This is a genomic window from Bradyrhizobium zhengyangense (assembly GCF_022012435.1).
Classification (GTDB): Bacteria; Pseudomonadota; Alphaproteobacteria; order Rhizobiales; family Xanthobacteraceae; genus Bradyrhizobium; species Bradyrhizobium zhengyangense.
Genome location: NZ_JAKLUA010000008.1, coordinates 130,995 through 151,107 on the forward strand (window position 1 = coordinate 130,995; position 20,113 = coordinate 151,107).

Genomic DNA, 20,113 nt, shown 5'->3' on the forward strand with positions numbered 1-20,113 from the left:
TCACGCACCCAAACAAAAAGCCCGGCCGAGCGGCCGGGCTTTTGATCTGTTGCGATCGATGCGACGAGATGCTTACGCGGCCTCGTCGGCGACCGTGGTGTCGTCGCCATCGGTATCGTCGGTATCGCCCTCGGCATCCGCCTCGCCTTCGCCATCGGCGGCTTCCGCCTTGGCATTGGCACGGCGCGGGCTCTTGGCGAGCTGGGCCTCGATTTCCTTGACCGCTTCGGTCTCGGTCGAGTGCTGCACCACCGCGATCTCGCGGGAGAGGCGATCGAGCGCCGCTTCATAGAGCTGGCGTTCGCTATAGGACTGCTCCGGCTGCGACTCCGAGCGATAGAGGTCGCGCACGACTTCCGCGATCGCGACGATGTCGCCCGAGTTGATCTTCGCTTCGTATTCCTGGGCGCGGCGCGACCACATGGTGCGCTTGACGCGGGCGCGGCCCTTGAGGGTCTCCAGCGCCTTCTTCACCAGCGCCGGCTCGGACAGCTTGCGCATGCCGACATTGGCGACCTTGGCGGTCGGAACGCGCAGCGTCATCTTGTCCTTGATGAAGTTGATGACGAACAGCTCGAGCTTCGCACCGGCGATCTCCTGCTCCTCGATGGCCAGGATCTGGCCGACGCCGTGAGCGGGATAGACGACGAATTCATTGGCCTTGAAGCCCTGACGCTGGGTCACGACCTTCTTTTCCTCGACCTTCGGCGCAGGTGCAGCAGCCTTCACGGCCGGCTTGGCAGCAGCAACGGGGGCCTTGGCAGGGGCGGCAGCAACAGGAGCCTTCGGAGCAACGGGCTTGGCAGCGGGAGCCTTGGCAACAGCAGGCTTGGCAGCAGCAGGCTTGGCAACGGTCGCTTTCGCGGCCGGTTTGGCAGTCTTGTTAGGCATTGCACTTCTTTTCTTCGAGGACTTTGCAGCCGGCGCCTTAGTCGCGGTCCGACCCTTGGATGCGCTACGGCTGGCCGCGGCGACTTTTTTGGCCTCCTTATGGGAAGCCCTCGCTGAAGTACTCTTTTTACGCGTTTTCTGTGACACAGCCTGCGCGCGGAAACTGCCACGCCCCTGTTTCGACATTTGGTTTCACGGGAACCCAGAGGGGCCAACGGGGCTGACGGGGTTCGGCTTAATGTGCCCAATATAGCACATTTCCCGCAAAAATCAATGATTTAGGGGTCTTGGGGGCTGGTTTTCGGCGCTGACGAAGGTATTAGGGTTAAGTTTGCGCCGGATTTTAGTCTCCGGAGCCGGGGTTCTTAGAAAAATATTTCTCGAACTTGCCCGCCTGCCCGTCGAACTCCTCGGCGTCGGCAGGTGATTCTTTCTTCTGGGTGATGTTCGGCCAGCTCTTGGCGTATTCGGAGTTCACCTCGAGCCACTTTTCCAGACCCGGCTCGGTGTCCGGCTTGATGGCGTCCGCCGGACATTCCGGCTCGCACACGCCGCAATCGATGCATTCGTCGGGATGGATGACCAGCATGTTCTCGCCCTCGTAGAAACAGTCGACGGGGCAGACCTCGACGCAGTCGGTGTACTTGCACTTGATGCAGTTTTCAGTGACGACGTAAGTCATCCAACGCTCCGAAAAGCTCTCTTAAAAGTCGCGGCTTGCGTAGCGCGGATGGCCCCGCGCTGCAAGGTCGGGAAGCTCCGATCATGACGGCTTTATGTGGTTGATCGACCAAGAAATGAACGATGAGCGCAATTAATTGCGCTTTACGTCGCCGAGCTCCTCGTAAAGCACGCGCGCCGAGGCGGCGTCGCCGCGGCGCTCGTTGAAGCCGGTCACCTTCAGCACGCGCACGGTGCGATCGAGTGCGACGGTGATGACGTCGCCGATCTTGATCGCATGGCCGGGCGATGTCTCGCGCGTGCCGTTGATGCGGACGTGGCCGGACTCGACGAGCTCAGCCGCCGAGGTCCGCGCCTTCACCACCCGCGCGTGCCACAGCCATTTGTCGAGGCGCTGCCGCTCGGTCGTGGATCACTCCTTGCGACCGGAAAGCTGCTCTTTCAGCGCAGCGAGCTTGGCGAAAGGCGAGTTCGGGTCGGCGGGACGATCGCGCTCCCGCGGGGCAGCGCTCGAGGCGTAGGGGCGCAGCGACGGACCGGACTCGCGGTCCCTGCGGTCACGTCCCTTGTCGCGGTCACGGCCACGATTGTCGCGGCCCTTGTCACGATCGCCGCCGAACTTCTTGTTGTCGCGGTTGCGATCGCGATCCTTGTCGCGGTCCTTACCCTGGAAGCTGCGATTCCTGTCGTCGCGCCCTTCCTGACGCGGTGCGCCCTCGGCGCCACCTTCGCGCGGCTTGCGGAAGTCCCTGCCGCCGTCGCGACGATGACCACCGTGACGACGCTCACCCGGCTTCGCGCCTTCGGCGGCTTCGCCCGGCGCGGCCGTGGCGCCTTCAGCACCAGCCTCAGCGGTCGCGTGCTGCGGCCGCTGATTGTGGTGACGCTGATGGCGATGACGCTCGTGACGCGGCTTGCGATCCTCGTGACGGCCACCGGGACGCCAGACTTCGACGAGCTCGGGCTCGGCGGGCGCAGCGGCAGCTTCAGCCGGCGCCGCCTCGACAGGCGGGGCAGCGTTGGGAGATGCGGCGGCTTCCGTTGCGGCGGTCTCGGCGGGAGCGGTTTCTGCGGCAGCCTCTGCCGGTGCAGCGGTCTCTTCCGCCGGCGGCGCGATGCCGGGCGCATCTTCTGGTGTGACGGGCGCTTCGGGCGAGGCTTCGAGCGCCGGCCCTTCGTGCGCGGGCTCGTCATGCTGCTCCATGCCGGGCGCGTCTTCGACGGTGACGGCCTCGATCGCAGCATCCGCGGGCGCAGCCGCCTCTTCGGTCGCAGGCGCCTCGGTGGAGGCCTCAGCCGCCGGCGTTTCCGCAGCAACAGGCGCGGCCGGCTTCGGCGGCAGCGGCGCGCGCTTTTCCATGCGATAGCCGAGCGCGCGCAGCACGGAAGCAAAGTCCTCACCCGCCGAGCCGGTGAGCGAGGTCATCGCCTGCGTCACCACAAAGCCGCGGCCATCGAATGCGCCGCCGGGCTTTTCGCCCGGCGAATTCTCGCGCCAGGCGAGTGCCGGACGGATCAGGTCCGCAAGGCGCTCCAGAATGTCGACGCGGACGGCGCGCTCGCCGGCCTGCTTGTAGCCGAGCACGCGATAGGCGTCGCGCGGCAAGCTCTTGTCGACCGGGAACGAAGTGCGTCCCGATGAAGCCAGATGCTGGGCGCCCGACAGCGCCGAGAGATCGACATTGTCCTGCTTCAGCGCCCACAAGAGCGCAGCGAGCGCACGCGCGGCGGGCTTGAGGATGCCGGGGAAATAGATGTGATAGGCGCCGAAACGGACGCCGTACTTACGCAGCGTCGCGCGCGAGGGCTGGTCGAGATCCTTCAGCTCGTTGGCGATCTTCGGACGCTCGAGCACGCCCAGCGCCTCGACCAGCTGATAGGCGATGCCGCGGGCGATACCGGTGACGTCTTCGGCCTTCGACAGCTCGAACATCGGCCCGAGCAGCTTTTCGATATGCGTCTTGAGCCAGAGGTCGAGCCGCGCCTGCACCTTGTCGCGGGGACCGCCCGTCAGGCGCTCATCCGAGATGATGCGGATGCGCGGATGCAGCGCCTCCTCTGCGGCCGTCAGACGCGCGACAGCATCGCCGGTCCAGCGGATGGTGCCGTCGGAGGTCAGCACGAACTGGTCGTCCGGCGCGTTGCCCAGTTTTTCGGCGCGCGCATTGATCTCGCCGGCGAGCACCGCTTGCGCGGCAGCCTGCAAGGCTTTCGCATCGGAGCCGGCTTCCGCCGCATCCGGTGCAAAGGTGAAGCCATCGAGGCGGCCGATGACATGGCCTTCGACGATAACTTCGCCGGTCTTGCCGATTTCCGTATTCAAGCTCGTGTTCTCCCGCAGGCGGCGCATCAATACACTGGTCCGGCGATCAACGAAACGCTCAGTCAAGCGTTCGTGGAGCGCATCCGATAATTTATTTTCGACCTCGCGCGCGGTCCCCTGCCAGCGTTCGGGGTCTTTCAGCCAGTCCGGGCGGTTGGCGACGAAGGTCCAGGTGCGGATCTGCGCGATTCTGGCCGACAGCGTGTCGATGTCGCCGTCGATGCGGTCGGCCTGGTCGATTTGGGCCGCGAACCAGGAATCGGGGATGCAGCCCTTCCGCATCAGGAAGCCGTAGAGCGTCGTCACCAGCTCGGCATGGGCGGCCGGCGACAGTTTCCGGTAGTCCGGGACCTGGCAGGCTTCCCACAGCCGCTCGACGGCGGCCTTGCCATGCGCGATATCGCGCACCTCGACGTCGCGGGCGGCGTGGTCGAGCACGCGCATGTCCTCGGCGATCGGCGCCCGTGTCAGCGTCTCGTGGCCGGGGGCGAGGTTCAGCGAGACCTGGAGCGCGCCGAGGGAGGAGAAATCCAGCTTCGAATTGCGCCATTGCAGCATCTTCACGGGATCGAAGATGTGGTTCTGGAGCGCGTTCACGAGCTCGGGCTCGAACGGGCCGCAGCGGCCCGTCGTACCGAACGTGCCGTTGCGCGTGGCACGGCCGGCGCGGCCGGCGACTTGCGCGAACTCGGCCGGCGTCAGCCTTCGGAACTGAAAGCCGTCGAACTTGCGGTCGGAGGCGAAGGCGACGTGGTCGACGTCGAGATTGAGGCCCATGCCGACGGCGTCGGTGGCGACGAGATAATCGACGTCGCCGTTCTGGAACATCTCGACCTGCGCATTGCGTGTGCGCGGCGAGAGCGAGCCCAGCACCACGGCGGCGCCGCCGTGCTGGCGCTTGATCAGCTCGGCGATGGCGTAGACCTCGTCGGCGGAGAAGGCGACGATGGCGGTGCGGCGCGGCTGGCGCGTGATCTTGCGGTCGCCGGCGAATTCCAGCTGCGACAGGCGCGGCCGCGTGATCATGGAGACGCCGGGCAACAGCCGCTCGATGATCGGGCGCATCGTCGCAGCACCCAGCAGCAGCGTCTCGTCGCGGCCGCGGCGATTGAGGATGCGGTCGGTGAAGACGTGGCCGCGTTCGAGGTCGGAGGCGATCTGGATCTCGTCGACGGCGAGGAAGGAGACATCCAAATCGCGCGGCATCGCCTCGACGGTCGACACCCAATAGCGCGGGCTCTTCGGCTTGATCTTCTCCTCGCCCGTGACAAGCGCGACAGCCTCGGGGCCGACGCGGGCGACGATCTTGTTATAGACCTCGCGCGCGAGCAGGCGCAGCGGCAGGCCGATCAGCCCCGAGGAATGCGCGAGCATCCGTTCGATGGCGAGATGGGTCTTGCCGGTGTTGGTCGGCCCGAGCACCGCAGTGACGCCAGCGCCGGGCACGCGCTCGGAAGCAAAGGAGGAGGGAGGAAAGGCCATGTCTGCCGGATTAGGTAATGGCTGATTGGGCGAATGTCAGGGCTTGATGGGGCGGGGTGGTGCTGAGGTGTCGGCTATGTCTCCGAATGCTGCACGTGGCCAGGCATACGACTGTCATGCCCCGGCTTGACCGGGGCATCCAGTACGCCGCGGCCCATCCGCTCAACCACAACCGCCTCGGCGTACTGGATCGCCCGGTCAAGCCGGGCGATGACACCTGGTGTGTGGGAGCAGCTTCCCCAAACCTCGCGCAACTGTCTCACTTTGCGACGCTTTTTCCTCATCCTTTAAGCTTCGGAACGACTCTAGAACGAATCGCGGCCGAATCGCTGACTCCCCTCGGAGTCCTGTTCCGTTCACGCAAGGTGTCGTGGGACTCGTTTTGCGTGTGCACTAGATGGAGTTTTGGGGTGCCGCACAAGCGACGATTTGGTGTCGGATTTCCTTAAGTTGGGGATGGCGCGGAGTCGAATCAGAATCGGGGCGGAGTCAAATGGATTCCCGGCGAATGGTGGCGCTGCGAGGCATGTGATTGAAACAACCCCATGCACAGTAGGTAAGTCATTGATATCAGTCATTCCGGGGCGTCGCGCAGCGACGAGCCCGGAATCCATCGTGAGACAGTCGCCGCGGAGCGATGGATTCCGGGTTCGCGCCAAAGAGGCGCGCCCCGGAATGGCGGCTGTTGGTGGGGCGCGCAGCAGCCTTACTGCGTCTTCGCTACCCGCGGCGGCTGGGCCGTGGTGATGAAGCTGGTGGCTTCCAGCATCGCCGGCCCCAAGGGCGTCGGAATCTTCAGCCAGAACGGAACCAGGACTCGGGTGCCCGCGACGGGCGCGAGCGCGATCTCGATGTTGCGCTGGGCGGCGAGATATTTGATCACCGGGCGGTCGGGGATGTAGCCGGCCACGGGCACGAAATAGAGCGCGCAGACCACGACCGGGCCGTGATAGCCCTTCTCCGCCTTCACGGTCTCCATGCGCTTGAAATCGAGCTTGAGCTCGTAGCGCATGCGGCCGTCGAACACGGGCGCCGAGCCGTGGCAGGCTTCCGGCGACAGCGGATCGCCGGTGCCGGGCACGCGCACCAGCGAGGCCGTCATCGGATCGAACACGCCGCGGCGATGCGCCTCGGTGACGACGATGCGGTCGGCATCGACGGGCGGCTCCGGAATGATGCCGAAATCCTTCACATTGCCCTTGTCGAGGGTGATGTGGATCTCTTCGGTCTTCTTCGAGGTGGTGGTGGAGGCCTGGTAGGCCGTGGCAACCAGCGCGCCATTGACGACGCGGCCCTGCGAGGCGCCGGTGCCGGACCCGCCCGCGAAGGATTTCAGAATGCCGGTGGTGCCGCCGGAGGCCGCGGCCGAGAATACGTCGTCCTGGATATCGATGTTCCAGGCGCCGCGGCCGACCGGAATGCCTGATAGGCTCGCCTCATACTGCGCCTCGAGCTTGCCCTGCGCCGCCGCTGGCTCCGCCGCCCACGCCAACGCCAGCCCGGCAACAGCGGCCAAGGCCAGCCTGCCGGCCGACCGCAGCCGGGGCGATGAGAGGGGGAACGTGGGCACGAGGCGATCCAATCGGGGAAGCGAGGTTGTTACTTAAGCCTGTTACGGCCGCAAGCAATGTATCCCTAGGGCGATAAGCCGGGAACTCACCGGACTATGCGGCGGCGATTGCGCCCTTTATGTGATGGTAAGGCGTTTTAAACATTGCCGTTTTGGTGATTAGCGATGCGTCAGGGACGCACACCTCCCCCCGCCCATTCCGCTGTCATACCCCGCGAAGGCGGGGTATCCAGTACGCCGAGACGGATCTGGTGAGGCCGGGCTCTCAAACGCCGGCCTCTGGAATACTGGATCGCCCGGTCGAGCCGGGCGATGACACCTGTTTCGGGGCACTATCCCCGCCCAAAACCTTGACGTCCCGGCCCTCACCCCCTATACGTCCGCCCGCTCCCTGCAAGGACAGAGAATTTGCCCCCGTGGCGCCCCGAATGGCGGCCGCAATCATTGGGGGTTTAGACGGAAGGATTTTTGCCATGTCTCGCCGCTGCGAACTGACGGCCAAGGGCCCCCTCGTCGGCCACAAGGTCAGCCACTCGAACATCAAGACCAAGCGCCGCTTCCTGCCGAACCTGGTCAACGTGACCTTCATCAGCGAAGCCCTGGAGCGCAACGTGCGCCTGCGCGTCTCCACCAACGCGGTGAAGAGCGTCGACCACAATGGCGGCCTCGACGCCTTCCTGCTCAAGGCCAAGGCCGACGCCCTGTCGCCGCGCGCCCTCGAGCTGAAGCGCGCCATCCAGAAGAAGGTCGGCCCGACGCCTGCGCCGGAGAAGAAGGCCAGCTAAGAATTTCAAAGTTGGGCGGGGGCTAAGTTGCGTCGCGTGGCTTAGGCTTAGCCAGTTGAGTTTTGCGTTGCGGCCGGATCGAAAGATCCGGCCGTTTTTGTTTGCCAAATCTGCCGACCGGAAAAAATTTCCCATTCGGAGAGAGCGTTTCTTGCCAAGCCCTCTATGCAACTGGCTTATTTGCAGCCAAATTTGAAGTTGTGTGCTGGCACAGCGCTTGCTGCACCATCGATATCATTCGATCGAGCGAAGCACTGCACAATGTCGGAATTCTGGGACACAGATCTTCAGCAAACTGTCCGTAACACCCGTAAACTTGTTCAGCGACAGACCCGTGCGAGGGACGTTACCGATTGGCTTGAGGACTACGCCGAGATTGGTCCACCAAGTTCGAATCAAGGCACCGCAAATGTCCCCTTCCAGCGGTGGTTTCATTTCAAGGAGGCGTTCTCTCCGAAATTCGTGGCTGATGTTCTTGCCTCGCTCCCTTATCGCGTGGAGCGCTGCTTAGACCCGTTCGGAGGATCGGGAACGACCGCCCTGACCTGCCGCATGCTTGGAATCAATTCGACCACGGTCGAGGTTAATCCGTTCCTTGCCGATCTCATACGAACGAAACTCGCGCCTCTCTCCCCGTCAAGTTTCTGCGCCAAGTATGAGAGGATTCTGTCAACTTTAGTCATACGGAAAGCTGACGAAGCGCTTATCGCGGGAATGCCCGCGACCTTGAAAGAGCCCGGCGTAAGCGGAAAGTTCGTTTTCAGCGCCGACGTATATAGCACAGCGCGCGCAATATTGCGCCGTTCAAACTATCTACATGAAGATCAAGCTCGGTTGCTCCGGATTCTTCTCGGGAGCGTTCTCGTTGCGAACAGCAATGTGACAATCAATGGCAAAGGACGACGCTAGCTTCGAGAAGATGGAGATCACGCGTGGCTGATGAATTTTCCGCAAAGAAAATTGGCCTTCCGGAAATTCATCGAATCAAGCTTGCCAATTTCGATCTCTATTCTCTCCAGCCGAATGCAGACGTCCGCGTAGACAAGAATGTATTTTGCCTGATTGGAGCCAACGGCCTGGGGAAGTCCACCTTCCTCAATACATTGATCTACGGCCTAACCGGCGCCATCCCCGACCCATCACGAAAGTTCAGCTCCGCTCCCGAGTATTTTAAGGAAGCGATGCGCTCCAATCGTACAGAAGACTATTTTAGTGGTCGGATTAGTGAGGAAAGCTATGCATTTCTCTGACAAAGAGATTGCCTACAATCCGGATTACTCGAAAACTAGAACCGACTTCGCACCGCCCACTCGCTTTTTCTTGAAACCGAGAGAATCCTGGTTCGCTGCGGCCTGAGCGGTATTCTCATCCAAATTCGGTCCTACGCCAGTTACGATTTCCCGTATGGCGAAGGCGCTGAACTTGCTCCGATGGACTCTTGAGCGATCGCCACGATGGAAGCAACCAGAAGCGGCTCCAGCAAGGCACCGAGAAAGTCGTCGTCGGCTGCAACATCGGCTGCAAAGAGATCGCTCGGTACAAACCCAATGTCCTGAAGCTGTGTACCTTCCTGCGCAAGACGGGCGGGACTGAGTTGAAACTGTCGCTCGCCCCCCTACCCCCGAAAATCAATGCTCCGCAGCACGATGCCCGGCGGCGAGCCCTCGAACTCCGTGGCCTGATACTTCCGGCCTGCGCAGGCTTCGATCTGCTCGCGCAGGCGGATGAACTGGGCTTCGCGCTCATCGGGCTTGGTGCGCATCCCGCGCTCGAGGTCGTCGAGCGCTGAGGTCGAGATCGCGCAGGCGATCTCGTGGGGGCCGTCCTGCATCGAGAACTGGACGATGCCGCGGTCCTGTTCGTGGCCGATATAGCGGCCGGGGGTGAGCTTCATGGGGGACTCCTTGATTGTGCGTCGGCCCGGCCTAGTGCGCAATTGCGGGGGCCGGGACGACCTGCTTTCAATGCGCACACCTGTTTCCATGCACAGGGCATCGCGGGATGCACGCGCTCGCGGCGCTTCAGGCATCCCCACCGAGCCTTGCGAAATCGTCGAACAGCGCCGTCACCAGCGCGTGGTGGCGCGCGTCCTCGCTGGGCAGGCTCGCGGTATAGAGGTTGAGCAGGTGGCGCGTCTTCACCGCGGCCTCGGGCCACGAGGCGGAGGGCGCCGTCATCATGCGGTTTTCGAGATCGGTCTCGCGCTCGCGCAGCTCCCTGACATGGGCCTCGACGACGGCGATCGCCCGGCGCAAATCGGTCGCCTTCTGCGCGGCCATGCCGCGATGCCTGTCGAGGTCGACCGGGATGTCCTTCATGGCGTGACGCTCGCATCAGCGGCTTGCGCGTCTTTGGCTTGCGCGTCTTTGGCTTGCGCGTCTTTGGCTTGCGCGTCTTGGGCCTGCGCGTCGGCAAGGTCGACCGAGCCGATCGACAGCATCTCCGTCACGCCGCGCGCGCCTTCGGCCGGCACCGTGATCATGGTGGCGATGCGGCGCCAGGACGCGAACGACAGGCCCTCGATCATCTCCTCGTCGGTGACGACCTCATAGGCGCCCGCCGGCAGCATGCGATCGATGCCGCGGATGCGGAACGGATGGTTGAATGTGATGGTCTCGCGTCGCGACCGGATGGACATGGTGGCCTGCCTTTCGAGAGAGGGGAGCCCCAACCGACGCTGCTGCGGCCGAGCATGGGCGCATCGAGCGGCAATAGCCAGCTCTAAAGCGCGATGAGATCAGGATGAATCGTCATCGCGCTTCAGGTTGTTGTTTGAGCATGATCTTTTCGGAAAACCGCTTCGCACTTTTCCGGATCATGCTTTATCGCCACGGTTCCGCGCTCAGCGGGTGCGGCGTTTCAGCTGTCTTCGCCGAGCCTTGCGAAATCGTCGAACAGGGCGGTCACCAGCGCGCGGTGGCGGGTGTCCTCGACCGGCAGGCTTGCGGCGTAGAGATTGAGAAGGTAGCGCGCCTTCACGGCGGCCTCGGCCCAGGAGGCGGCAGGCACGGTCATCAGGCGGTTTTCGAGATCGGCCTCGCGCTCGCGCAGCTGGCGGACATTGCTCTCGACTTCGGCCAGCGCGCGGCGCAGGTCGGTCGCCTTCTGCGCGGCCATGCCGCGATGCTTGTCGAGATCGACGGGAACATCAGTCATGGGCGACACTCGCATCGATGCGACGCGCGTCCGCAAGGTCAACGGCGCGGATCGAGCGCATGTCCTTGCACATTTTCTTGGAGCCGAGCACGCCTTCCACCACGTCTTCCTTGGGCACGATGATCGACGTGCCGACGCGGCGCCAGGCCGAGACGGTCTCAGCCAGGATCGTCTCCTCGTCGGTGAGTACCTGATAGCTGCCTGCAGGCAGCAGCCGATCGATACCGTGGATGCGGAACGGATGCCGGAACGTGACGGTTTCCCGCCGCGTACGGGTGGTCATGCACGCCTGCCTTCCTGCGACAGCGGCCCCAGCCGACGCCAGCTCGTTACGACCATGCGCTCAATGCGCGGCAATAGCCAGCGCTATCGTCGTTGTGCTCAGTGTCACCTCTCCCCAGCGGGGAGAGGTCGGATTACTCACGCGCGCAATTGCGCGCCTGAGTAATCCGGGTGAGGGGGCCGCGGCATACGGTGAGACCGTGCCCCCTCACCCGGATCGCGCCGGACGATGCTTCGCATCGCCGGGGGCGATCCGACCTCTCCCTCCGGGAGAGGTGAAGCACCTTCCGCTGCGCACGCAGCGTTTTAATCCTCGCTATTGGTCCGATGCAGGCGTAGGCTCGAACGCATCACCGCATCTCCTAGACGGCATCGACCGGTGACTGAGGGTCACGCGCGCTCCCGCCGAGAAACCAGTCGCTGAAGCACGACGCGTTCGTGCTCGCGCAGGAGCATGCGATGCCGCGTTTTCGTGCCTCGGAATGGATCGTTCCACGGGTCGATGTGGCATTGTTCCTGCTGCTTCTCGTTGGCGCGGCGGCCCTGTTCCATGGCTAAGCCCGTGCGCGTACCCTACCTGATCTGGGCGACCGGCGAATATGGCAGCGCCAATCACGGCCGCAGCAACGCCACCGTGGCGCTGCGGCTGGCGCGCAAGCTGCTGCGCGACGGCTTCATGGACGTGCGCGTCTGCACGCCGCGCGGCCGCGTGCTGCAATCGGACGAACTGGACGAACTGAAACCCGCAAAGGAGATTGATGCCATGGCCAAGGGACAGCAACGCGGCAACCGCGAAACCAAGAAGCCGAAGAAGGAGAAAGCCAAGGTGATCGCCGCGGCGCCGAGCCGCAAGGACGTCGCATGGCAGCCGGATTTCGGGCCGGGGAAGAAGAAGTAGGATTCGCAATCGCCGCGGAGCCGGTGCTTTTCACCTCGCCCCGCTTGCGGGGAGACGGAGCGCACCGCCTTAGCGGCAACCACCCGCGTCTCCTCGTCGTCGCGCATTTGCGCTATACTCGCCCCGGTAGCATCACCTGGAGGGGCCGACCTGTGGAGCACGATCACAAGCTTGAGCCGAAGAACCTCGTCATCTGCTGTGACGGCACCGGCAACGAGATCTCGGAGAACATCTCCAACGTCCTGAAGCTCTATCGCTGCCTGCGCAAGACCGACAAGACGCAGCCGCGGCAGATGGTGTTTTACGATCCCGGCGTCGGTACGGTGACGGAGCCGTCGACCTGGAACAGGTGGAAGGCCAACATCAATCTGGTGCTGGGGCTCGCCACCGGCTACGGGCTCGATGACAACGTGCTGTCAGCCTATTGCTTCCTGATCGAGCATTATGCGCCCGGCGACCGCATCTATCTGTTCGGCTTTTCGCGCGGCGCCTACACGGTGCGCGTGCTGGCGGGGCTGATCCACAAGGTCGGACTGATCTCGCCGGAGCAGGCGAATCTCGCAGGCTCGGGCCTCGTCGCCTACAAGCAATATTCCGGCACCGGGCGCGGCAACGACGTCGAGGATCTCAAGGATATCGTCGTCGACGACCAGGGGCCGCTGCCGAAGGACGAGTTCGACCTCGCCGCGCAGTTCGCGCGCATCACCTCGACGCGCTGGCCGACCATCCACTTCATCGGCGTGTGGGACACGGTGGCGAGCGTGATCGTGCCGCGGCGCGACGTGTTCTTCCTCGTGTTCACGCTGGAGGAGCTCGCCTTCGTCAGGCGCAATCCGAGCGTCAACATCTTCCGCCAGGCGATCGCGATCGACGAGCGGCGGCGCATGTTCCGCCTGAAGCCGTATGAGGAGCCGCAGGAGTACTGGAGCAACCGCTACGTGCCCGACGAGAAGAAGGTGGCGCAGGACATCATGCAGGTGTGGTTCTCCGGCGTGCATTGCGACGTCGGCGGCGGCTATCCGGAGACGGAAAGCGGCGAGTCGAAATATCCGCTGGTATGGATGATCGACGAGGCGGAGAAGGCCGGGCTGAACTTCAACAGGCGCACCGTGAACCAGCTCGCCTGGGGCATCCAGCGCAAGAACTCGCCGTTCCAGTATGTCCCGCCCGCGGTCACCGGCAAGGCGGGGAGCTTGCATAATTCGATGAGCTCGGCCTGGCGCGTGCTGGAGTATTTTCCGAAGAGCGCGAAGTATCGGGAGTGGCCCGAGCGGAAGGTGGTGTTGGGGTTCTACATTCCCGATGCCGAGCCGCGCCTCATTCCTGAAGGCGCGCATGTGCATGAGAGCGTGCTGAAGCGGATGGACGTGGAGCCTGGCTATCGGCCGGTGAATTTGCCGAAGGCGTATGTGACGGTGCCGATGCCGGTGCCGCCGGGGGTGGATCTGGCGGCGGGGGCGGAGGCGGTTGTGACGGGGTGATGGAGGGCGTGAGGAGGCAGGCTCGCGCTACATCCTCCGCCGTCGTCCCGGCGAAGGCCGGGACCCATAACCACAGGGAGTGGTTTGGCGAAGATTCGTCGTTAGTACTTCGACCTTACGTCACCGAGAAATCACGCGGTATGGGTCCCGGCCCCCGTGCGCAATTGCGCACTAGGTCGGGACGACAACTGAATTTGTGGCCGCAGTGGAGTACCTCACTGACTCTCTTGTCTCCTCCCCCCACCCCGCTACCTCCGCATTCTCCCATCGCCGCTACTTTTCATTAAAATTCTCGTCCTCGCTTTAGCGTGATCGCATCACATCGTCGGCATCATTGTTCCCGAGACCTCCGCAAGAACAGCGGAGCAGGAGGACACGTGCCACAATTTCCGAGAAAGTTTGCCCGTGTGAAGCCCGCCGGCCTGGTGTCCCGCCAGGCCAAGATCATCACAGACCCGCGCGCGCCGGTGATCCCGTGCACGCTGATCGACTATTCGCCCGGCGGGGCGTGCGTCGATCTCGGCGGGCAGGTGAAGATCCCGGATCGCTTCGAGCTGCTGCACGTGAACACCAAGAAGCGCTGCCGCATCGCGTGGAAGCGCGGCACGCGGGTGGGCGTGGTGTTTTAGGGCGCTGTTGCGCTGACATCGTTCAAACTACTCGCCGGGCACGCTGCTCTGTTCCCTCCGCCCTTGTGGGGGAGGGTCAGGGAGGGGGGTAGCCCAGCAAATGGCGTGGCACGATCTATCGCAACAAGACCCCCTTCACGCCTTCCGCATCCTGGCCTTTGCGCCTGCGACGATCTGCATCGTCACGCCGCCGATCCAGCCCAGCAGCACCAGCCAGGTCAGCGCGTCGTGCGGCTCGAGGCGGAGCACGATGACGGCGACCGAGACCAGCGCCGTGAGCGTGGCGCAGAGCGTGCCGGCGGAGCTCAACAGCTCGGCGGCATCGATATGGCTGTGGGCGTCGTCGAACGGCAGCTGCGGCGTGTCGATGCCGAGATAGAAGCCGACGACGCCGAGCAGCATCATCAGCAGCAGGAAGCCCTGCGTGGTGAGCACGGGTATAGCCGATCCGACATAGGCGCCGACGAACAGCCCGCACGCAGCGCCAGCCATCGCGAGGCCCAATCGCTCGAACAAATGGGCAGTCTTGCGAACACGAAAACGCATGGCGGACCTCCGTGAGGATGCGCGGAGGTTAGGCCAGTTTGGGCCGGTGCGAAAGCTAAGGGGAGTTACGGATGCGTGAGGTCTTGCTTACTCCCTCTCCCCGCATCCGCCTTCGCCAAGGCTTCGGCGGACGAGCGCGGGGAGAGGTGAAGAACTAGCGCGCCCCAAACGTGGTCTTGCCGAACAGCGCCTTCTGCGTCGAGGGCTGCGAGCGCCAATATTGCGGCGGGGCCTCGACTTCGCCGCCGACTTCGGCAGCGGCGTGCCAGCCCCAGCGGGGGTCGTAAAGCATGCCGCGGGCGAGCGCGACCATGTCGGCTTTGCCTGAAGCCACGATCTCTTCGGCGTGCTTCGCTTCGGTGATCAGGCCGACCGCAATGGTCGGCAAGCCGGTCTCGCGCTTGATGGCCTCGGCGAATTGCACCTGATAGCCGGGACCGAGCGTGATCTTCTGCAGCGGCGAAACGCCGCCGGAGGAGGCATCGATCCAGTCGACGCCGCGCGCCTTCAACGCTTTGGCGAATTCGATGGTCTGCGCCAGATCCCAGCCGCCCTCGACCCAATCGGTCGACGACACCCGCATGCCCACCGGCTTGTCGTGCGGGAACACGGCTCGCACGGCGTCGTAGATTTCGAGCGGGAAGCGCATGCGATTTTCGAGCGAACCGCCATATTCGTCGGTGCGCTTGTTCGAGATCGGCGACAGGAACTGATGCATGAGATAGCCGTGCGCGCCGTGCAGCTCGATCGCATCGATGCCGATGCGCTCCGCGCGTTTTGCGCTGTCGACGAAGGCCTCGCGGATGCGCTTCAAGCCGCTCGCATCGAGCGCGACGGGCGCGGCCTCGCCCTCCTTGTGCGGGATCGCCGACGGCGCCACGGTCTGCCAGCCGCCTTGGTCAGGCGGAATGAGCTGGCCGCCGTCCCAGGGCCGCGCGCTCGACGCCTTGCGGCCGGCATGGGCGAGCTGCATCGCGACAGCCGTGTGCGAATGCTTGCGCACCGAGGCGATGATCTGCTTCAGCGCAGCCTCGGAGGCATCGCTGTAGAGGCCGAGACAGCCCGGCGTGATGCGGCCGATCGCCTCGACATGGGTCGCCTCGATGCAGAACATCGCAGCGCCCGACAGCGCCAGATTGTTGATGTGGGTGAAATGCCAGTCGGTGGGAACGCCGTCTTCGGCCGAATACTGGCACATCGGCGACACCACCAGGCGGTTCTTCAAGGTCAGGCCGCGCAGCTTGATCGGGGAAAACAGGGCGCTCATGCGGAGGATCCGGAGACGAGAGGGAAGGAAGCGATTGCATGAAGTTTAGTGGCCCCTTCGCGAATTGCGAGATGCGCGGGCGGCATGGCGGGTGGCGGGGCCATGCATTGCGGGGGCGGTGCCAAGAACCCCGCTGTCATCCCGGGGCACGCGACGCGTGAGCCAGGGATCCATAACCACAGGATTGGGTTTGGCGAAGGCTGGTCACTCCGAGTCTTCGCAAAACTCCTGCTGCGGCGTATGGGTCCCGGGCTCGCTGCGCGCCCCGGGACGACGGCGGAGTTTGTGGCGCGGCCTACGCCCGCCCCATCACGCTACGGCAAATCCTCGAACTTCCCCGGAATCGGCTTGCCCATGCGGATCCTGCCGTTGGGCAGGATCTCGCCGTCCGCCTGCGCGGAAAACTGGATCGTGTTGCCGCCGCCGTCGCGCTTGCTGGCCTTGCCGAGCGGGCCGAGCTTGTCGGCGAGCGCGGTGTCGTCGGCCGTGAAGACGCGGAAGTCGGTGAGATGGAAGCGACGCGGGGCCGCCCAGGTGAAAACAGGCACTGAGGTGCGCATGTCGGCATCGTTGACGCGATCGACTGTGCGGCCGGTGACGTCGCGGAACAGATCAGGGCCGTCGAGCAGCTTCGCGCGCGCGCCGTCGACCGAATAGATGTTCAGCGTGACGATGTGGCGCTCGCTGCGGAACGACACCGCGACGTCGCGCGAATCCGCCGACCACGCCGCGTGGAAGGCATCCGGCGCGCTGTCGAGGATGTTGTCGTCGTTGATGTCGTCGAGCGTCATCAGCTTGCGATGCGCCGGCTCCGCCATCAGGTAGATGCGAAAACCGTCGCTGCCGGATTCGCCGCCGCCATGGGCGGCAACGGACAACTTTCCGTTCGGCGCCTTGCCGCCGAGGATGATGGCGTATTCATTCTTGCCGTATTGATGCTCTGATGTCGCCAAAGCCGGCGATGCGGCTAGGGCGAGAAGCATGGCGATGACGGCGCGGCGGTGGGGCATGATTGTATGTCGGCGAAGGGGCCGCCGACGTTCAACCTACTCCACCAGCGTGAATTGCAGCAGCAGCGTGCGCTGGAGCATGGAGAAATTGTCGTCCGACACCATGGTCAGCACGGTCTCGCCATCGGCCGTGACGTGAGCGTCGATGCCTTCCATGTTGTCGACCTCATGGCCGAGATCGGCGCGAAACAGCTCGCCGCCGTCGACCAGCGCGCCCGGCGCGATCGATTTCAGGGGGATCGCGCGGATGCGGATGTCGATGCCGGTGAACCAGGAGAATTTGCGCTCGAGGATCAGGACCTCACCGGAGGCTAGCAGCACGGCGTCGCTGATGTCGAACTTGTCGGTGCGGCGCACGGCGAACTGGCCGGGCGACGGGCCGCCGATCAGGAAGGCGACCAGGTTGCCGTCGGCATCCAGCCCGCGCTCGGAGAACGCAATCAGCGTGCCGGCAAGTGGTTGGCCTTTCGGCACGAACACCAAAGCCTCGAGCCCCTTGTTGACCGGCAGCTTGCGGATCGCAGCCGGCGAGGCGATCACCTCGCCGCGGGCGCGCGTGCCGCCCTTGGCGAAGTCGAAGCGCATGATCTGGTTGACGCGCTCCAGCCCGACATAGACGAGCGAGCCGTCGCGCGCGAGCGACTCGGTGTCGTACCAGAGCCGCTTCTCCGTAATCGGCCGCCCCTCGGCGTTGAGCATCGGCGCGGCCTCGACGCCGTCGAGCCCGGCCATCTTGCTGCCGTCATAGCGGACGGCGCCGGTGAACCAGGTGCCTTGATCCGAGAGCGCGAGGAAGCGCTCGCCCTTGTCATCGAGGAAGCGAAAGCCTGAGAGGCCGCCGAAGCCGCGATGCGGCGAGGTCAGCACCAAGCCACTGCGATATTGCAACGAGCCGAAGCGCACGCGCGCGCGATCGCGCGGTTCGAAACTGGGAATCGGCCGCGCGTTGACTTCGATGCTGACGGGCGCGTCGACGGCGTGCTCGGGCTGCGCCGGCTTGGGCACGGCCTGCGCCTGCACGAGACGGGATGATGCGAGAGTGGAAAATCCCGCCGCCGCGTGGCCTATAAAGCTGCGGCGGGATCGATGTGTGCTCACGAATGCAATTTGCGTCGCGGGCGACCGGCCGGCTGGGTGGGCGCGGTGTTGGTCTCGCTGAAGAGCTCGGCGAGCTTTTCGGTGATGGCACCGCCGAGTTCTTCGGCGTCCACGATCGTCACCGCGCGGCGGTAGTAGCGCGTCACGTCATGGCCGATGCCGATCGCGATCAGCTCGACCGGAGAGCGGGTCTCGATCTCCTCGATGATGTGGCGCAGATGCCGCTCGAGATAATTGCCGGGATTGACCGACAGCGTGGAATCGTCGACCGGCGCGCCGTCCGAGATCATCATCAGGATCTTGCGCTGCTCGGGCCGGCCGAGCAGGCGCTTGTGCGCCCAGTCCAGCGCCTCGCCGTCGATGTTCTCCTTCAGCAGCCCCTCGCGCATCATCAGGCCGAGATTCTTGCGCGCACGGCGCCAAGGGGCATCGGCGGATTTGTAGATGATGTGGCGGAGATCGTTGAGACGGCCGGGATTGGCCGGCTTGCCGGCGGCTAGCCACGCTTCACGCGATTGCCCGCCCTTCCAGGCGCGCGTGGTGAAGCCCAGAATCTCGACCTTGACGCCGCAACGCTCCAGCGTGCGCGCGAGGATGTCGGCGCAGGTGGCGGCGACCGTGATCGGGCGTCCGCGCATCGAGCCGGAATTGTCGAGCAGCAGCGTCACGACCGTATCGCGGAACGTCGCCTCCTTCTCGTGCATGAAGGACAGCGGATGATAGGGATCGGTCACCACGCGCGACAGGCGCGCGGGATCGAGGATGCCCTCTTCGAGGTCGAACTCCCAGGCGCGGTTCTGCTGCGCCATCAAACGCCTCTGGAGGCGGTTGGCGAGGCGGGCGACGATGCCCTGCAGATGCGCGAGCTGCTTGTCGAGATAGGCGCGCAGGCGCTCCAGCTCGTCATGGTCGCAGAGGTCCTCGGCGGCGATGACCTCGTCGAATTTCGGCGCGAAGGCGTGATATTCCGGCCCGCGCGGCTCGTTCTTGCCGTGCTGGTTCGGACGCGTCGCCTCGCCGGGCGTCTCGTCGTCGCCAAGCTCGCCGTCGTCGAAGGTGTCAGAGGTCGAGGCCTGCGCGCTTTCCATCGCGCTCTCGCTCATCTCCTCGGATGAGGCCTGCGCCTGGTCGGCGCTCATCTCCTGCGCGGCGTCGGAATCGGGCGAGCCCTCGGCGCCGGACTGATCGTTGTCGCCGTCCTGGTTCTCGTCGTCGTCTTCGTTGTCCTCACTGTCGGCGCTGCGCTCGTCGCCGAGCTCGAGCGCGGTCAGCAAATCATGCACGGCATCGCCGAACTTGGTCTGGTCCTCGACCACGCCATCGAGCCGGTCGAGCCGCTTGCCGATCTTGTCTTCGAGAATCGGACGCCAGAGATCGACCATCTTCTTTGCGGCCGTGGGCGGCGCCAGGCCCGTCAGGCGCTCGCGCACCAGCATCGCCAAGGCATCGGCGAGCGGTGCATCGGCACGGTCGGTGATCTCGTCGAACTTGCCGCGATGGAAATGGTCATCGAGCATCGCGGTGAGATTCTTGGCAACGCCCGCCATGCGGCGCGCACCGATGGCCTCGACCCTGGCCTGCTCCACCGCCTCGAACACGCCGCGTGCCTGCGGATTGCCCGGCATCAGCTTGCGATGCAGCTTGGCGTCGTGACAGGCGATCTTGAGCGCGATGGAATCGGCGTGGCCGCGCACGATCGCAGCATCGCGCTTGGTCATCTTGCGCGCCGGCTCCGGCAGCCGCGCCTTGCCCGGCGCAAGGCCCGGACGCTCGGCCGCGAAGGAGACGTCGAGCTCGGGCGACTTCGCGATCGCCTTCAGGCAGGACGCGACCGAACGCTTGAACGGCTCGGTCGGCGCTTCCTTGGTGTTGCGGAATTTGGAGTTGGAGGGCGTGCTCATCTCGATCTCACCGTCGTCCCGGCGAAGGCCGGGACCCATAGCCACCGACGGTTGGTGCGTCAGGGAAAACTATCAGCATCGCTTCATCGAGAGACCTCGCGGTATGGGTCCCG

General features: G+C 64.5%; 20 protein-coding genes and 1 pseudogene. 6 read left to right on the forward strand and 15 right to left on the reverse strand.

Features of this window, described 5'->3' with window-relative positions; translation table 11 throughout:
* Window positions 1-72: 72 nt before the first annotated feature.
* The 5 genes and pseudogenes from L6637_RS24375 to L6637_RS24395 all read right to left on the reverse strand — a co-directional run bounded on the left by L6637_RS24375 (window position 73) and on the right by L6637_RS24395 (window position 6,893).
* Window positions 73-891: a CarD family transcriptional regulator gene (locus L6637_RS24375; protein WP_237860047.1), complete on the reverse strand. Its 819-nt coding sequence runs from the start codon at window positions 889-891 to the stop codon at window positions 73-75.
* A gap of 343 nt (window positions 892-1,234) precedes the next feature.
* A complete protein-coding gene (gene fdxA / locus L6637_RS24380; protein WP_128949385.1) occupies window positions 1,235-1,573 on the reverse strand; it encodes a ferredoxin FdxA in 339 nt (112 codons plus the stop codon).
* 132 nt (window positions 1,574-1,705) lie between these two features.
* Window positions 1,706-1,975: pseudogene (locus L6637_RS24385) on the reverse strand (RNA-binding S4 domain-containing protein); the annotation flags it as partial.
* A 9-nt stretch (window positions 1,976-1,984) separates the two neighbouring features.
* Complete coding sequence (locus L6637_RS24390) at window positions 1,985-5,377, reverse strand: helicase-related protein (RefSeq protein WP_237872191.1); 3,393 nt, start codon at window positions 5,375-5,377, stop codon at window positions 1,985-1,987.
* Window positions 5,378-6,083: 706 nt separating this feature from the next.
* Complete coding sequence (locus L6637_RS24395; protein ID WP_237872358.1) at window positions 6,084-6,893, reverse strand: DUF3108 domain-containing protein; 810 nt, start codon at window positions 6,891-6,893, stop codon at window positions 6,084-6,086.
* A gap of 527 nt (window positions 6,894-7,420) precedes the next feature.
* Here L6637_RS24395 and rpmB point away from each other — a divergent pair.
* The 3 genes from rpmB (at window position 7,421) to L6637_RS24410 (ending at window position 8,982) form a co-directional block, all read left to right on the forward strand.
* Window positions 7,421-7,732: a 50S ribosomal protein L28 gene (rpmB, locus tag L6637_RS24400; RefSeq protein ID WP_237860058.1), complete on the forward strand. Its 312-nt coding sequence runs from the start codon at window positions 7,421-7,423 to the stop codon at window positions 7,730-7,732.
* Between the two features lie 261 nt (window positions 7,733-7,993).
* Complete coding sequence (locus L6637_RS24405; RefSeq protein WP_237872193.1) at window positions 7,994-8,641, forward strand: class I SAM-dependent methyltransferase; 648 nt, start codon at window positions 7,994-7,996, stop codon at window positions 8,639-8,641.
* A gap of 23 nt (window positions 8,642-8,664) precedes the next feature.
* Window positions 8,665-8,982 carry an AAA family ATPase gene (locus L6637_RS24410; protein WP_237872196.1) on the forward strand — a complete coding sequence of 106 codons (318 nt, stop codon included), beginning with the start codon at window positions 8,665-8,667 and terminating at the stop codon, window positions 8,980-8,982.
* 365 nt (window positions 8,983-9,347) lie between these two features.
* Here the strand turns inward: L6637_RS24410 and L6637_RS24415 are convergent, their stop codons facing one another.
* From L6637_RS24415 to L6637_RS24435, 5 genes are all read right to left on the reverse strand, one after another.
* Window positions 9,348-9,626, reverse strand: coding sequence for a DUF1488 family protein (locus L6637_RS24415; RefSeq protein WP_237860064.1), 279 nt, complete (start codon window positions 9,624-9,626; stop codon window positions 9,348-9,350).
* A 127-nt stretch (window positions 9,627-9,753) separates the two neighbouring features.
* On the reverse strand, window positions 9,754-10,050 hold the full coding sequence (locus L6637_RS24420) for a hypothetical protein (RefSeq protein WP_237872198.1): 297 nt from the start codon (window positions 10,048-10,050) through the stop codon (window positions 9,754-9,756).
* On the reverse strand, window positions 10,047-10,370 hold the full coding sequence (locus L6637_RS24425; protein WP_237872200.1) for a hypothetical protein: 324 nt from the start codon (window positions 10,368-10,370) through the stop codon (window positions 10,047-10,049). The genes L6637_RS24420 and L6637_RS24425 overlap by 4 nt, the downstream gene beginning before the upstream one ends.
* 221 nt (window positions 10,371-10,591) lie before the next feature.
* A complete protein-coding gene (locus L6637_RS24430) occupies window positions 10,592-10,888 on the reverse strand; it encodes a hypothetical protein (RefSeq protein ID WP_237872202.1) in 297 nt (98 codons plus the stop codon).
* A complete protein-coding gene (locus L6637_RS24435) occupies window positions 10,881-11,171 on the reverse strand; it encodes a hypothetical protein (RefSeq protein ID WP_237872204.1) in 291 nt (96 codons plus the stop codon). The genes L6637_RS24430 and L6637_RS24435 overlap by 8 nt, the downstream gene beginning before the upstream one ends.
* 549 nt (window positions 11,172-11,720) lie before the next feature.
* Between L6637_RS24435 and L6637_RS24440 the strand changes: the two genes are divergently transcribed.
* The 3 genes from L6637_RS24440 to L6637_RS24450 all read left to right on the forward strand — a co-directional run bounded on the left by L6637_RS24440 (window position 11,721) and on the right by L6637_RS24450 (window position 14,178).
* Window positions 11,721-12,068 (forward strand): hypothetical protein, encoded by a 348-nt coding sequence (locus L6637_RS24440; RefSeq protein WP_237860073.1) that lies wholly within the window; start codon window positions 11,721-11,723, stop codon window positions 12,066-12,068.
* A gap of 152 nt (window positions 12,069-12,220) precedes the next feature.
* Window positions 12,221-13,549, forward strand: a complete 1,329-nt coding sequence (locus L6637_RS24445) for a DUF2235 domain-containing protein (RefSeq protein ID WP_237872206.1) — start codon at window positions 12,221-12,223, stop codon at window positions 13,547-13,549.
* 377 nt (window positions 13,550-13,926) lie between these two features.
* Window positions 13,927-14,178 carry a PilZ domain-containing protein gene (locus L6637_RS24450; protein ID WP_188108249.1) on the forward strand — a complete coding sequence of 84 codons (252 nt, stop codon included), beginning with the start codon at window positions 13,927-13,929 and terminating at the stop codon, window positions 14,176-14,178.
* A gap of 135 nt (window positions 14,179-14,313) precedes the next feature.
* Here L6637_RS24450 and L6637_RS24455 read toward each other — a convergent pair whose 3' ends face one another.
* The 5 genes from L6637_RS24455 to cobT all read right to left on the reverse strand — a co-directional run bounded on the left by L6637_RS24455 (window position 14,314) and on the right by cobT (window position 20,000).
* Window positions 14,314-14,724: a hypothetical protein gene (locus L6637_RS24455; RefSeq protein WP_237860080.1), complete on the reverse strand. Its 411-nt coding sequence runs from the start codon at window positions 14,722-14,724 to the stop codon at window positions 14,314-14,316.
* A gap of 154 nt (window positions 14,725-14,878) precedes the next feature.
* Entirely contained in the window at window positions 14,879-15,991 is a 1,113-nt protein-coding gene (locus L6637_RS24460; RefSeq protein WP_237872208.1) for an NADH:flavin oxidoreductase/NADH oxidase, read from the reverse strand.
* 314 nt (window positions 15,992-16,305) lie between these two features.
* Window positions 16,306-17,001: a hypothetical protein gene (locus L6637_RS24465; protein WP_237872209.1), complete on the reverse strand. Its 696-nt coding sequence runs from the start codon at window positions 16,999-17,001 to the stop codon at window positions 16,306-16,308.
* A 36-nt stretch (window positions 17,002-17,037) separates the two neighbouring features.
* Window positions 17,038-18,099 carry an esterase-like activity of phytase family protein gene (locus L6637_RS24470; RefSeq protein WP_237872211.1) on the reverse strand — a complete coding sequence of 354 codons (1,062 nt, stop codon included), beginning with the start codon at window positions 18,097-18,099 and terminating at the stop codon, window positions 17,038-17,040.
* Window positions 18,096-20,000, reverse strand: a complete 1,905-nt coding sequence (gene cobT / locus L6637_RS24475; RefSeq protein WP_237872213.1) for a cobaltochelatase subunit CobT — start codon at window positions 19,998-20,000, stop codon at window positions 18,096-18,098. Before cobT ends, L6637_RS24470 begins: the two co-directional genes overlap by 4 nt.
* Window positions 20,001-20,113 lie beyond the last annotated feature (113 nt).

What these genes read in the sequence shown, in the direction of transcription:
- L6637_RS24375 (WP_237860047.1), bottom strand. Translation starts at nt 891, where the DNA reads ATGCCTAACAAGACTGCCAAACCGGCCGCGAAAGCGACCGTTGCCAAG.
- fdxA (WP_128949385.1), bottom strand. Translation starts at nt 1,573, where the DNA reads ATGACTTACGTCGTCACTGAAAACTGCATCAAGTGCAAGTACACCGAC.
- L6637_RS24390 (WP_237872191.1), bottom strand. Translation starts at nt 5,377, where the DNA reads ATGGCCTTTCCTCCCTCCTCCTTTGCTTCCGAGCGCGTGCCCGGCGCT.
- rpmB (WP_237860058.1), top strand. Translation starts at nt 7,421, where the DNA reads ATGTCTCGCCGCTGCGAACTGACGGCCAAGGGCCCCCTCGTCGGCCAC.
- L6637_RS24405 (WP_237872193.1), top strand. Translation starts at nt 7,994, where the DNA reads ATGTCGGAATTCTGGGACACAGATCTTCAGCAAACTGTCCGTAACACC.
- L6637_RS24415 (WP_237860064.1), bottom strand. Translation starts at nt 9,626, where the DNA reads ATGAAGCTCACCCCCGGCCGCTATATCGGCCACGAACAGGACCGCGGC.
- L6637_RS24420 (WP_237872198.1), bottom strand. Translation starts at nt 10,050, where the DNA reads ATGAAGGACATCCCGGTCGACCTCGACAGGCATCGCGGCATGGCCGCG.
- L6637_RS24425 (WP_237872200.1), bottom strand. Translation starts at nt 10,370, where the DNA reads ATGTCCATCCGGTCGCGACGCGAGACCATCACATTCAACCATCCGTTC.
- L6637_RS24430 (WP_237872202.1), bottom strand. Translation starts at nt 10,888, where the DNA reads ATGACTGATGTTCCCGTCGATCTCGACAAGCATCGCGGCATGGCCGCG.
- L6637_RS24435 (WP_237872204.1), bottom strand. Translation starts at nt 11,171, where the DNA reads ATGACCACCCGTACGCGGCGGGAAACCGTCACGTTCCGGCATCCGTTC.
- L6637_RS24440 (WP_237860073.1), top strand. Translation starts at nt 11,721, where the DNA reads ATGGCTAAGCCCGTGCGCGTACCCTACCTGATCTGGGCGACCGGCGAA.
- L6637_RS24455 (WP_237860080.1), bottom strand. Translation starts at nt 14,724, where the DNA reads ATGCGTTTTCGTGTTCGCAAGACTGCCCATTTGTTCGAGCGATTGGGC.
- L6637_RS24460 (WP_237872208.1), bottom strand. Translation starts at nt 15,991, where the DNA reads ATGAGCGCCCTGTTTTCCCCGATCAAGCTGCGCGGCCTGACCTTGAAG.
- L6637_RS24465 (WP_237872209.1), bottom strand. Translation starts at nt 17,001, where the DNA reads ATGCCCCACCGCCGCGCCGTCATCGCCATGCTTCTCGCCCTAGCCGCA.
- cobT (WP_237872213.1), bottom strand. Translation starts at nt 20,000, where the DNA reads ATGAGCACGCCCTCCAACTCCAAATTCCGCAACACCAAGGAAGCGCCG.